The 12,930-nt window shown below is 62.4% G+C and carries 13 protein-coding genes; 9 read left to right on the top strand and 4 right to left on the bottom strand.

The genetic code is table 11. The features are described 5' to 3' along the window. The first annotated feature begins 7 nt into the window (after positions 1–7). From mrdA to BLU37_RS03655, 9 genes are all read left to right on the top strand, one after another. Positions 8–1,894, top strand: coding sequence for a penicillin-binding protein 2 (mrdA, locus tag BLU37_RS03695; RefSeq protein ID WP_010446725.1), 1,887 nt, complete (start codon positions 8–10; stop codon positions 1,892–1,894). 38 nt (positions 1,895–1,932) lie between these two features. Further along, positions 1,933–3,036, top strand: a complete 1,104-nt coding sequence (gene rodA / locus BLU37_RS03690) for a rod shape-determining protein RodA (protein ID WP_010446724.1) — start codon at positions 1,933–1,935, stop codon at positions 3,034–3,036. Between the two features lie 17 nt (positions 3,037–3,053). Next, positions 3,054–4,064: a lytic murein transglycosylase B gene (mltB, locus tag BLU37_RS03685; protein ID WP_010446721.1), complete on the top strand. Its 1,011-nt coding sequence runs from the start codon at positions 3,054–3,056 to the stop codon at positions 4,062–4,064. After that, entirely contained in the window at positions 4,064–5,077 is a 1,014-nt protein-coding gene (locus BLU37_RS03680; protein WP_090202352.1) for a septal ring lytic transglycosylase RlpA family protein, read from the top strand. The genes mltB and BLU37_RS03680 overlap by 1 nt, the downstream gene beginning before the upstream one ends. A gap of 178 nt (positions 5,078–5,255) precedes the next feature. Further along, positions 5,256–6,419, top strand: a complete 1,164-nt coding sequence (locus BLU37_RS03675) for a D-alanyl-D-alanine carboxypeptidase family protein (RefSeq protein ID WP_010446717.1) — start codon at positions 5,256–5,258, stop codon at positions 6,417–6,419. A 108-nt stretch (positions 6,420–6,527) separates the two neighbouring features. Further along, positions 6,528–6,803 (top strand): DUF493 domain-containing protein, encoded by a 276-nt coding sequence (locus tag BLU37_RS03670; RefSeq protein WP_010446715.1) that lies wholly within the window; start codon positions 6,528–6,530, stop codon positions 6,801–6,803. Continuing rightward, positions 6,803–7,453, top strand: a complete 651-nt coding sequence (gene lipB / locus BLU37_RS03665) for a lipoyl(octanoyl) transferase LipB (protein ID WP_010446713.1) — start codon at positions 6,803–6,805, stop codon at positions 7,451–7,453. The genes BLU37_RS03670 and lipB overlap by 1 nt, the downstream gene beginning before the upstream one ends. A 1-nt stretch (position 7,454) precedes the next feature. Then, entirely contained in the window at positions 7,455–8,483 is a 1,029-nt protein-coding gene (gene lipA, locus BLU37_RS03660) for a lipoyl synthase (protein ID WP_010446712.1), read from the top strand. A 5-nt stretch (positions 8,484–8,488) separates the two neighbouring features. Beyond that, on the top strand, positions 8,489–9,442 hold the full coding sequence (locus BLU37_RS03655) for a S66 peptidase family protein (protein WP_090202350.1): 954 nt from the start codon (positions 8,489–8,491) through the stop codon (positions 9,440–9,442). Between the two features lie 187 nt (positions 9,443–9,629). Here the strand turns inward: BLU37_RS03655 and BLU37_RS03650 are convergent, their stop codons facing one another. The 4 genes from BLU37_RS03650 to BLU37_RS03635 all read right to left on the bottom strand — a co-directional run bounded on the left by BLU37_RS03650 (position 9,630) and on the right by BLU37_RS03635 (position 12,927). Beyond that, positions 9,630–10,946: a lytic murein transglycosylase gene (locus BLU37_RS03650; RefSeq protein WP_090202347.1), complete on the bottom strand. Its 1,317-nt coding sequence runs from the start codon at positions 10,944–10,946 to the stop codon at positions 9,630–9,632. A gap of 72 nt (positions 10,947–11,018) precedes the next feature. After that, a complete protein-coding gene (arfA, locus tag BLU37_RS03645) occupies positions 11,019–11,177 on the bottom strand; it encodes an alternative ribosome rescue factor ArfA (protein WP_010446709.1) in 159 nt (52 codons plus the stop codon). Positions 11,178–11,243: 66 nt separating this feature from the next. Further along, a complete protein-coding gene (holA, locus tag BLU37_RS03640; RefSeq protein WP_019363321.1) occupies positions 11,244–12,281 on the bottom strand; it encodes a DNA polymerase III subunit delta in 1,038 nt (345 codons plus the stop codon). Positions 12,282–12,321: 40 nt separating this feature from the next. Beyond that, entirely contained in the window at positions 12,322–12,927 is a 606-nt protein-coding gene (locus BLU37_RS03635) for an LPS-assembly lipoprotein LptE (RefSeq protein ID WP_010446707.1), read from the bottom strand. Positions 12,928–12,930 lie beyond the last annotated feature (3 nt).

The raw sequence follows: 12,930 nt of genomic DNA, 5'->3' as shown, positions 1-12,930 counted from the left end.
CTGCCGAATGACCCAGCCGATTCGCCTCAAGGACCACGAGAAAGACGCCCGTCTGGTGCGTAACCGTGTCGTGGTCGGCGCGGTGGTGGTCGTGCTGCTGATTTGTGTGCTGATCGCGCGCCTGTATTTCCTGCAGGTGATCCAGTACGACTACCACTCGACCCTGTCGGAAAACAACCGCGTCCACGTGCAGTCGATCCCGCCGCCCCGCGGCTTGATCTACGACCGCAATGGTGTGGTGGTTGCCGATAACCGGCCGAGTTTCAGCCTGAGCATGACCCGCGAGCGGGCCGGCAACTGGCAGGAAGTGCTGGATGTGATCGTCGAGGTGTTGCAACTGACGCCCGAGGATCGCGTGCTCTTCGAAAAACGCATGCGCCAGGGGCGCCGGCCGTTCGAGCCGGTGCCGATCCTGTTCGAACTCACCGAAGAGCAGATCGCCCGGGTCGCCGTTAACCAGTTCCGCCTGCCGGGCGTCGAGGTGGTTGCGCAACTGGTACGTCACTATCCACAGGGTGCGCACTTCGCCCATTCGGTGGGCTACATGGGGCGGATCAACGAGAAAGAGGCCAAGGTTCTCGACGCGGTGAACTACAGCGGCACCCACCACATCGGCAAGACCGGCATCGAACGCTTCTATGAGGCGGAGTTGCATGGCCAGGTCGGTTACGAGGAAGTCGAGACCAACGCCCGTGGACGTATCCTGCGGGTGCTCAAGCGTACCGATCCGGTGCCGGGCAAGGACATCGTCCTGAGTCTGGACATCAAGTTGCAGGAAGCCGCCGAGGAAGCCCTCGGGGGGCGACGCGGCGCGGTGGTAGCGCTCGATCCGAACACTGGCGAAGTGCTGGCAATGGTCAGTCAGCCGAGTTTCGATCCGAACCTGTTCGTCACCGGCATCAGCTTCAAGGCCTACGCCGAACTGCGCGACTCCATTGACCGACCGCTGTTCAACCGGGTTCTGCGCGGCCTCTATCCGCCGGGCTCGACCATCAAGCCGGCGGTGGCAATCGCTGGCCTGGACAGTGGCGTGGTCAGTGCCTCGACGCGGGTTTTCGACCCTGGCTACTATGAGCTGCCGAACTACGATCACAAATATCGCAACTGGAACCGTACTGGTGACGGCTGGGTCGATCTCGACACCGCGATCATGCGTTCCAACGATACCTATTTCTATGATCTGGCCCACAAGCTGGGCATTGACCGCCTGGCCAGCTACATGAACAAGTTCGGCCTGGGTCAGAAGGTTTCCCTGGACATGTTCGAGGAATCGCCAGGGTTGATGCCGTCGCGCGAGTGGAAGCGCACCACGCGCCGCCAGGCCTGGTTCCCGGGCGAGACGCTGATCCTCGGGATCGGCCAGGGCTACATGCAGGCCACGCCGCTGCAACTGGCCCAGGCCACGGCCCTGGTGGCGAACAAGGGCGTGTGGAACCGGCCGCATCTGGCGAAGACCGTCGAGGGCCAGCGGCCGAAGGATGACAACCCGATGCCGGACATCGTCCTGCGCAATCCATCGGACTGGGACAAGGTCAACCACGGTATGCAGCAGGTGATGCACGGGGCACGGGGTACCGCACGCAAGGCTTCCATCGGCGCGCAGTACCTGATCGCCGGCAAGAGCGGTACGGCCCAGGTCGTGGCGATCAAGCAGGGCGAGAAATACGATCGTTCCAAGGTCCTTGAGCGCCATCGTGACCACGCCCTGTTCGTCGGCTTTGCTCCGGCCAACAATCCGAAGATTGTCGTCGCGGTGATGGTCGAGAACGGTGAGTCCGGTTCCGGCGTCGCGGCGCCGGTGGTTCGTCAGGTGATGGATGCCTGGCTGTTGGGCCCGGACGGCCGGATCAAGCCTGAATATGCGGGCACTACTACAGCGGAGGCTACGCCTTGATCGCCAATTTCGATCGCATCCTCTCCAGCGAGGATGTGATGCGCCGCCGCGCCACGTTGCTGCAGCGCATGCACATCGACGGTCCACTGCTGGTCCTGTTGCTGACCCTGGCGGCGGGCAGCCTGTTCGTGCTGTATTCGGCCAGTGGGAAAAGCTGGGACCTGTTGATCAAACAGGCCACTTCCTTCGGCATCGGCCTGGTGTCGATGATCGTCATCGCCCAGTTCGAGCCGCGCTTCATGGCGCGCTGGGTGCCACTGGCCTATGTGCTGGGGGTGATGCTGCTGGTGGTGGTGGATGTCATGGGCCACAACGCCATGGGCGCCACGCGCTGGATCAACATTCCCGGAGTGATCCGCTTCCAGCCGTCGGAATTCATGAAGATTCTGATGCCGGCGACCATCGCCTGGTATCTGTCCAAGCGCACGCTGCCGCCGCAGCTCAAACATGTGGGGATCAGCCTGATGCTGATCGGCGTGCCCTTCATCCTGATCGTGCGCCAGCCCGACCTCGGCACCTCGCTGCTGGTGCTCGCCGGCGGCGCATTCGTGCTGTTCATGGGCGGCCTGCGCTGGCGCTGGATCCTCAGCGTACTGGCTGCTGCGGTGCCGGTGGCGGTGGGCATGTGGTTCTTCATCATGCACGACTACCAGAAGCAGCGGATCCTGACCTTCCTCGATCCGGAAAGCGATCCGCTGGGCACCGGCTGGAACATCATCCAGTCCAAGGCGGCGATCGGTTCTGGCGGCGTATTCGGCAAGGGCTGGTTGCTGGGAACCCAGTCGCACCTGGACTTCCTGCCGGAAAGCCACACCGACTTCATCATCGCCGTGATGGGCGAAGAGTTCGGCCTGGTGGGAATCTGCGTGCTGCTGCTGCTCTACCTGTTGCTGATCGGCCGGGGCCTGGTGATCACCGCCCAGGCCCAGACCCTGTTCGGCAAGCTGCTCGCGGGCAGCCTGACCATGACTTTTTTCGTTTATGTTTTCGTCAATATCGGTATGGTCAGTGGATTGTTGCCGGTGGTGGGGGTGCCGTTGCCATTCATTAGCTACGGCGGAACTTCGCTGGTGACCCTGTTGTCAGCGTTTGGGATTCTGATGTCGATCCATACCCACCGCAAATGGATCGCACAGGTTTGATTAAGGTGAACAGTTCAATGCAAGTGATGCGCGACTGGGTCGCTCGATACGCTCCCTGGATGGGCCTTGTCGGCTGTCTGGGGACGGCGCCGGGTGCGCTGGCCGGTGATTACGAAGGATCGCCGCAAGTCGCCGAGTTCGTCGGTGAAATGACCCGCGACTATGGTTTTGCCGGCGAGCAGTTGATGGAAGTGTTCCGTCAGGTCGAGCGCAAGCAGAGCATTCTTGATGCGATTTCCCGGCCGGCCGAACGGGTCAAACCGTGGAAGGAATACCGGCCGATGTTCCTCACCGATGCCCGGGTCGCCCGTGGTGTGGACTTCTGGCGCCAGCACGAGGCGGCCCTGGCCCGCGCCGAGCAGGAATACGGCGTGCCGGCCCAGGTGATTGTCGCGATCATTGGCGTGGAAACCTTTTTTGGCCGCAACACCGGCAATTACCGGGTGATCGACGCGCTGTCGACCCTGGGCTTCGATTATCCGCCGCGTGCCGAATTCTTCCGCAAGGAGCTGCGCGAGTTCCTGCTGCTGGCCCGCGAGGAGCAGCTCGATCCTCTGAGTCTGAAGGGCTCCTACGCCGGGGCGATGGGCTTGCCGCAGTTCATGCCGAGCAGTTTTCGCGCCTATGCGGTGGACTTCGACGGCACCGGCCACATCAATATCTGGACCAACGCCGACGATGCCATCGGCAGCGTTGCCAGTTATTTCAAGCGCCACGGCTGGGTGACTGGCGAACCGGTGGTTAGTCGGGCTGACGTGCGCGGCGATCAGGTCGACCAGGGGCTGAGCCCAGGTCTTGACCCGGTGAAGACGGTCGGGGAGTTGCGGGCACTGGGCTGGTCGAGTCATGATGCGCTGCGCGATGATATGCCGGTGACGGCGTTTCGCCTGGAAGGCGACAATGGGCCTGAATACTGGATGGGCCTGAAGAATTTTTATGTGATCACGCGCTATAACCGCAGCGTAATGTACGCCATGGCCGTGCATCAGCTGTCTGACCTGTTGGTCCAAGCACGGGGCGTCAAGTAATGCAGGCTTTACCGATTGCAAAACCACTGAAGCTGTTGGCCTACACCACGCTGGCGGTGCTGGTGGTCAGTTGCTCGACCAGTCGCTCGCCCTACCAGTCGTCATCTTCCAATGCGGTGCGCTCCAAGCCCGGCCTGGACATCAATCGGGCCCACAAGGATGGCGCGCCGTGGTGGGATGTCGATGTGTCGCGGATTCCCGACGCCACGCCGACCCTGCACTCCGGCCCCTACAAGGCCAACTCCTACACGGTATTGGGCAAGACCTACTTCCCGCTGCAGGACTCCAAAAACTACGTCGCCCAGGGCACCGCGTCCTGGTACGGTACCAAGTTCCATGGTCAGAACACCGCCAATGGCGAGGTCTATGACCTGTACGGCATGAGTGCCGCACACAAGACGCTGCCGCTGCCCAGTTATGTGCGGGTGACCAACCTGGACAACAACCGCAGCGTGATCCTGCGCGTCAACGATCGCGGGCCGTTCTATTCCGACCGGATCATCGACTTGTCCTATGCCGCAGCGAAAAAGCTCGGTTATGCCGAGATCGGTACGGCACGGGTCAAGGTCGAGGGCATCGATCCGCAGCAATGGTGGGCCCAGCGCGGCCGGCCGGCGCCGTTGATGCTCAACGAGCCGCAGGTGGCCCAGGCCTCGACGCCGGCGTTGACGGCCTCCACCGGCGCCATCGAGCAGTGGACACCACCGCCGCAACAACATGCCACCGACGTGGTTCCCGTTCAGGTCGAGGCAAAAAAAAACGCTCCTGCGTCAGCCTCTGGCCAGTATCTCCAGGTGGGCGCCTTCGCGAACCCGGACGCTGCCGAACTGCTCAGGTCGAAGCTGAGCTCGATGGTCAAGGCGCCGGTGTTCGTCAGTTCGATCGTGCGCAACCAGCAGACACTGCATCGGGTGCGGATGGGACCGATCGGCACGCCGGATGAGGTCCTGCAGGTGCAGAACAGTGTCCGTCTGGCCAATCTCGGCTCGCCGAGTCTGGTGACGTCGGAGTAACACAGGCAAAATGGTGGATTCGGCAGCCTCTCAGGAGCCGGGTCCTGGTTGTTGGTTCGTTTAATAATAAAAGCCTGGAAAGGGTGGTGGAGCGAGCAACCGAATACGGGGCAGCCTTCGGCTGTCTGATTAGTTTTGCCCGCAAGGGCAAGTTTCCATTAGCGATTTCGAGAGACGGATGAACATCACCACCTTTGCCAAACGTTTGTGCCTGCTTGTGCCGTTGATCATTGCGCCCGCCGCCTGGGCTGCCGATGACATGGCCTTGCCGGCTTCGCCGCAACTTGCCGCCAAGGCCTATGTGCTCATGGATGCCGCCAGCGGCAACGTGCTGGTCGAGAACAATGGCGATCAGCGCCTGCCACCGGCCAGTCTGACCAAGCTGATGACTGCCTACATCGCCACCCTGGAAATCCGTCGTGGCCAGATCGGCGAGAACGACCCGGTGACCATCAGTGAAAACGCCTGGCGTACCGGCGGTTCGCGGATGTTCGTCAAGGTCGGTTCGCAGGTCACCGTCAGCGATCTGCTGCACGGGATCATCATTCAGTCCGGCAACGACGCCAGTGTGGCGCTCTCCGAGCATATCGCCGGTAGCGAAGATGCCTTCGCCGACATGATGAACAAGACCGCCGCCGATCTGGGTATGAGCAACAGCCACTTCATGAACCCGACCGGTCTGCCGAACCCGGAGCACTATTCGTCGGCCCACGACATGGCGCTGCTGGCTCGTGCCATTATCCGTGTCGACCCGGTGCACTACGCGATCTACTCGCAGAAGGAGTTCTTCTGGAACGGCATCAAGCAGCCCAACCGCAACCTGTTGCTGTGGCGTGACAAGACCGTTGACGGCCTGAAGACCGGCCACACCGAAGAGGCCGGCTACTGCATGGTGTCTTCGGCGGTCCGTGACGGTCAGCGTCTGATCGCGGTGGTGTTCGGCACCAACAGCGAAGCGGCCCGTGCGGCCGAGACCCAAAAACTGTTGACCTACGGTTTCCGCTTCTTCGAAACCCAGACCTTCTATCAGAAGGGCACCGAGCTGGCCAAGGCTCCGGTCTGGAAAGGCACCACCCACGAAGTCAAGGCCGGCCTGGCCGAAGACCTGACCATGACCATGCCTAAAGGCCAGTTGAAAAAGCTTGCCGCCAGCATGACCATCAACCCGAAACTGGTCGCCCCGATCGCCAAGGGTGACGTGATCGGTAAAGTGGAAGTCAAACTGGATGACAAGGTTGTGCACAGCGCCGATCTGATCGCGCTGGATGCGGTCGAGGAAGGTGGTATCTTCCGTCGCCTGTGGGATAGCATCCGCATGTTCTTCTACGGCATGTTCAACTGACGCAGTTTCAACCGCGGCATTTTCATTACATCGTGTCGATTTGCGTGCCCCCACCCGACCAGGGTGTGGGGCACGTCCGTTGCCTGGGCTTACGAGGCCGTTATTGTCATGACAGACACTGAAGTAAAAGCTCCTAAAATCGAGTTCCCGGTTACCGACTATCCGGTCAAGGTGATCAGTGACACCGGTGTGGGCAACAAGGACAAGATCGTCGAGATCGTGCGCAAACATGCGACGGTCAACGACCAGCGGGTGGACGAGCGCCAGAGCAGCAACGGCAAGTACACCACGATCCAACTGCACATCGTGGCCACCGACCAGGATCAGTTGTACAACATCAACAGCGAGTTGCGGGCCACCGGCTTCGTACACATGGTGCTGTGATGACGGGCGTGTTGGGCTTTCGTGAGCTCGGTCAGACGCCTTACGAGCCGGTCTGGCATGCCATGCAACGTTTCACCGACGGGCGCAAGTCCGAAGAATTTCCCGATGAAGTCTGGCTGGTGCAGCACCCGCCGGTCTTCACCCAGGGGCAGGCCGGCAAGGCCGAACACCTGTTGCTGCCGGGCGACATTCCGGTGGTGAAGGTCGATCGTGGCGGTCAAGTGACTTATCATGGTCCTGGCCAACTGGTGGCTTATCTGTTGCTGGACGTTCGCCGCCTCGGTTTTGGCGTGCGCGAGCTGGTCAGCCGGATGGAGCGCTGCCTGATCGAATTGCTCGCCGAATACGGCGTGCAGGCCCAAGCCAAGGCCGATGCCCCCGGGGTCTACGTCAATGGCGCGAAAATCGCCTCACTGGGCCTGCGGATTCGTAATGGCTGTTCCTTCCATGGCTTGGCGTTGAACGTCGACATGGATCTGGCACCGTTCCGACGGATTAACCCCTGCGGTTATGCGGGGCTGGCGATGACCCAGCTGCGTGACCACACAGGACCGATTGAATTTGCCGAGGTAAGTGCCCGGCTGCGCGCGCAGCTCGTCAAACACCTCGACTATGCTGAGCAGACGACCCTCACGGGCGGAATCGATTGATATGACTACTGCGCAAGACGCTGTGCAAACCCTGATCCCGACGCTGGATGTTTCCGAGCGCCCGGCCCGTGCGAAAGTCGAAACCGGCGTCAAGCTGCGTGGCGCCGAGAAGGTCGCGCGGATTCCGGTGAAGATCATTCCGACCACCGAGTTGCCGAAGAAGCCCGACTGGATTCGCGTGCGCATCCCGGTATCGCCGGAAGTCGACCGCATCAAGCAATTGCTGCGCAAGCACAAGCTGCACAGTGTCTGCGAAGAAGCGTCCTGCCCGAACCTGGGTGAATGCTTCAGTGGTGGCACCGCGACCTTCATGATCATGGGTGACATCTGCACCCGTCGTTGCCCGTTCTGCGACGTCGGCCACGGCCGGCCGAAGCCTCTGGACGCCGACGAGCCGATGAACCTGGCGGTGGCGATTGCCGACCTGCGTCTGAAGTATGTGGTCATCACCTCGGTGGACCGCGACGACCTGCGTGATGGTGGTGCCCAGCACTTCGCCGACTGCATCCGCGAGATCCGCAAGCTGTCGCCGGACGTACAGTTGGAGACCCTGGTCCCGGACTACCGTGGCCGCATGGACATCGCCCTGGAAATCACCGCCGCCGAGCCGCCGGATGTGTTCAACCACAACCTGGAGACCGTGCCGCGTCTGTACAAGGCCGCTCGTCCGGGTTCGGACTACCAGTGGTCGCTGACCCTGCTGCAACGCTTCAAGCAGATGATGCCGCATGTGCCGACCAAATCCGGCCTGATGCTGGGCCTGGGCGAGACGGACGACGAAGTCATCGAAGTGATGAAGCGCATGCGTGAGCATGACATCGACATGCTGACTCTCGGCCAGTACCTGCAGCCGTCGCGCAGCCACTTGCCGGTACAGCGTTTTGTCCATCCGGACACCTTCGCCTGGTTCGCCGAGGAAGGCTACAAGATGGGCTTCAAGAACATCGCCTCGGGCCCGCTGGTGCGTTCCTCGTACCACGCCGACGAGCAGGCCAAGCTGGTCAAGGCCGAGCTGCTGGGAGCTTCGTAAGAGATATGGGCAGCCTTCGACCCGTGCGGGATTTCTACCCGGAACAAAGCGCGGTGTCGGCGCTGCCCAGGGGCGGGGTGATCGGCCTGATCGCCCCGGCCGGGCCGGTCGCCATCGACCCGCTCGAAGCCCGGCAATGGGCTCGGTCGCGTGGCTATGAGCTGCGGATCTTTCCAGGCGTCTCGCAGCGGGACGGCTACCTGGCTGGCAGCGACGAGGTCCGTTTGCGCGACCTGCACGATGCCTTTTCCGACCCAGAGATCGACGCCATCTTCTGCCTGCGTGGCGGTTACGGCTGTCCACGGCTGCTGGATCGGATCGATTACCCGCTGCTCGCCAATCATCCCAAGTTGCTGGTCGGGTACAGCGATATCACCGCGCTGCACCTGGCGATTGCCCGTCATGCCGGGTTCATGACGTTTCATGGACCGATGTTCAACATCGATCTGCTCAAGGGCAAGCAGTCGCCGACCGAGTCTTCGCTGTTCGATCTGCTCAGTGGGCGTTTGAAGGCCGGTGACGCGCTGGAACACCCCAATGCCTATCCGTTGACCACCCTGGCCCCTGGAAGCTCCTCTGGGCGCCTGCAAGGCGGCAATCTGACATTGGTGTGCGCCAGCCTGGGCACGCCTTACGAGATCGATACCGATGGCGTGATCCTGTTCATCGAGGACGTCAACGAGCCGCTGTACCGGGTCGACCGCTTGCTCACCCACTTGCGCCTGGCGGGCAAGCTGCAAGGTCTGAAGGGCGTGTTGGTGGGAGATTTCGCAGGAGTCGATCCAGAGGCGCTGGCCCGCCTGCTGAAGCAGGAACTGGGGCCGTTGGGGATTCCGGTATTGGCCGGATGGCGTAGCGGGCATTGTGATCCGAACCTGACACTGCCGCTGGGCGCGCGGGTGCGCCTGGATGCCGATGCGCGGCGGTTGGTGCTGGAGCAGGACGTGGTCCGACTCTGACTTATCCAGATTCGACACGACTCCTGTAGCCGCAGAAGGTGCGGCGATCCGGCGTGTCCGCGAAAGGGGGCCGCTACTACAGCGACACAACATGCATTGTAGGAATAAGGCTTGCCTGCGAAGAGGCCAGTGCGGCCTCTAGACGCTTCGCGGGCAAGCTCTGCTCCTACAGGAACTGCGCCGCTTTCTAGCGCTCGCGCAGGCTCTCCAGCAGCTTGTGGTTCGGATAGCCATCCGCCGGCCAACCCAACGACTGCTGTGCACCTCGAATCGCCTTGCGGGTATTGGCGCCGATGATCCCATCCGGGTTGCCGGCATCGTAGCCGTTGGTGCTGAGCAGTGTCTGCAATTCGATCCGCTCGCTGCGACTGAGCGGCAGGTCATCCTTGGGCCAACTGCCACGAATCACCCCGCCACTGTTGAAGCGCTGGGACAGCAGGCCGACCGCCAGGCCATAGGACGACGAGTTGTTGTACTTGAGGATGGCGCGGAAGTTGTCGAGTACCAGGAACCCCGGCCCGCGATAGCCCGCCGGCAGCAGCAGCGACGCCGAGAGCGGTGCGGCGCCAGGTGGCAGGGCGACGCCTGCGGGCAATTGCAGACCCAACTGCAGCCACTCGCTGACCGGCTTGCGGATGGCACCATCGGCCAGTGCATAGTCGAAACTGGTCGGTAGCGTGACTTCGAAGCCCCACGGCTGGCCTTTCTGCCAGCCCGAGCTTTGCAGGTAGTTGGCGGTCGAGGCCAGGGCGTCGGCCGAGTCGTTCCAGATGTCCCGCCGGCCGTCGCCGTCGAAGTCCACCGCATAGCTGTTGTAGGTCGTCGGGATGAACTGGGTCTGGCCCATGGCGCCGGCCCAGGAGCCGAGCATCTGCTCGGGACGGATATCGCCGTGCTGGATGATCTGCAATGCAGCCAGCAACTGGCTCTGCGCGAAGCCCGGACGACGGCCTTCGTAGGCCAGGGTCGCCAGCGAGCGGATCACCGACTTGTCGCCCTGGAACTGGCCGAAGTTGCTTTCCATACCCCAGACCGCGACGAGGGCCTCGCGGTCGACGCCATAACGTTGTTCGATGCTTTGCAGTACCGCGCTGTTCTGCAGCAACAGGGCCTGGCCCTTGCGCACGCGGGTTGCCGAGAGCGCGCCATCGAGGTATTCCCATACCGGTCGAGTGAACTCCGGCTGGCTGCGATCGGCCTTGATCACGCTCATGTCCGGGCTGACGTCGGCGAAGGCATTGTCGAAGGTATTCGCAGTGATCCCGGCGCGCAGCGCCTCGATACGGAAAGCCGTTCGCCATTCCTCGAAACTCTGGGCGGGCTGGATAAAGGGGGTATCACCGGCCGGCTGTGCTGCGGGAGGCGGCACCGGTGCTGCGGGCACTGTCGGCAGCGGTTGGGCGTCGGCGGCCGTGGGCTTTTCCGCACAGGCAACGAGCAGGATGAAACTGGTGGCGGCGAACAGTCGGCGCAGTGGCCAACCGAGGGTGAGACTAAAGGGCATGCGCGGGTCCGGATAATACGAATCAGGTGTTGACCTTATCATGCCTTGGGGGTGCAGGTCGTGATGACACTTTTACGCGGCCAGAAAGTCAGAAGCCTCCCAGCTTTTAGACTGGAAGGCTTCGCGACGGTAGCTGCCCTTGCCCTTGGCGGGTTGTTCCTGGCGGCTTCGGAACAGGGGCTGGGCGATGATCGATTTGGCTTTGTTGGGACGCCGGGACGGCTTGCTCATGGCAGTGCACTCTTGGTGTGGAAGAGCGCGAATCATCAGGCAGATGGGCTTGCGTGTCCAGTGTGGTTATTCGGCTGGCAGCGCCAGACGTTGGCCACACATCAGTAGGCAAAGTCGGCTCAGGCTGCTCCAAGGCGAGCCGCTGGCCTGGCCCTTGATCTGTGCGTCGATGCGCTGGGCGTCCATCAGCAACTGGCTCCAGCGTTGCGCCGAATGCCGCTGCAGGGCCTTGCTCATCAACGGGCGGCGTTTGTCCCAGACCGGAGGCCTGGCCTGGCTGAACGCTTTCTCCAACGGTACGCCCTGGCTGTACTGCTGGGACAGGTTGGCCAGCAACCGCAGTTCCCGGGCCAGGGCCCAGAGAATCACCGGTGGCTCGACGCCCTCGCCACGCAGCCCTTCGAGCATGCGCAAGGAATGCGCCGCCTCGCCATTGAGCACCGCATCGACCAGTCCGAATACATCGAAGCGGGCACTGTCGGCCACCGCCGCCTGCACCGTGTCGAGGGTGATCTGCCCACCTTCGGCCATCAGCTTGAGCTTTTCGATTTCCTGAGCGGCGGCCAGCAGGTTGCCTTCGACCCGTGCGGCAATCAATTCCACGGCATCCTGCTGGGCGGACAGCCCGGCCTGGGCCAGGCGCTGACGAATCCACTGTGGCAGCTGGTTGGCGTCCACCGGCCAGATCTGGATGAATTGGGTCTGCTGGCCTTCGATCAGCGCCTTGCCCCACTTGGTCTTCTGCGCACTGCCGTCGAGTTTGGGCAGGCTGATCAGTAACAGGGTATCGTCGGCGGGGCGCGCGCAATACTCCATCAGCGCGGCGGCACCCTTGTCGCCCGGTTTGCCCGACGGCAGGCGCAGTTCGAGCAGGCGTTTCTCGGCGAACAACGACATGCTGGCCCCGGCTTGCAGCAGGGTGCCCCAGTCGAAATTGGCGTCGGCGCTGAACACCTGGCGTTCGTCGAAGCCTTGCTGGCGCGCGGTGCTGCGAATGGCGTCGGCCGCTTCCTGGCACAGCAGCGGATCGTCGCCGCTGATGACATAGACCGGCGCGAGGCCACCTTGCAGGTGTTTGGCGAGTTGGGCGGGAGCGAGTTTCATAGGCGGGTCGCCAAGGGGCGCCAGAGGCGCCCCACAGGGCTTACTGGTTCGGCAGTTCCAGAGGCGATTGCTGTGGCTGCGAGGCTTCGAACTTGCGCGCGGCTTCCAGGGCGTCGGCGTCTGCCTTGGCTTTGGCGTTAGCGGCCTGTTGCAGGCTGTCCAGTTGTTCCGGCGTCAGGATCTGCAGTCGGATGACCATCTGCTGCACCAGGTCACGACGCATTTCCTTGCGCAGTTCGGCGGCCTCGGCGTCGCCGCCGGTGATGTTGTTGCCGTCGTGCACGTAGTATTTCTGCACTTCCAGCTTGCCGCTGGTCAGGAGCAGGTCCTTCTCACCACGGATCTCGTAGTTCAGCACGGTGTTGAGTTCGTACTCGGCGTTACGGCCCGAGCCGCTGTAGCTCGCCGCGCGCTGGGTTTCCTGCTCGTCGGTCAGGACCAGCTTGTAGAGCGCACCCTTGTGGACATCGACGCCGCTATGTTCCAGCACCTGGGTCAGTTGCTTGATCGTATCCCCATAGGCGTTACGGGCGCTGACCGACAATTCCTTGATCGTCAGTTCGGAGGTGCCCGTGCCACGCAGCTGGAAGCCGCATGCGCTGAGCAGCACTGCAAGGCCCATTACCAGCAGATTGCGTTTGATCATCTT

The organism is Pseudomonas asplenii (genome assembly GCF_900105475.1).
GTDB classification, from domain to species: domain Bacteria; phylum Pseudomonadota; class Gammaproteobacteria; order Pseudomonadales; family Pseudomonadaceae; genus Aquipseudomonas; species Aquipseudomonas asplenii.
Note: the sequence above shows the minus strand (reverse complement) of the source record. Positions and strands in the feature narration are given on the sequence as shown.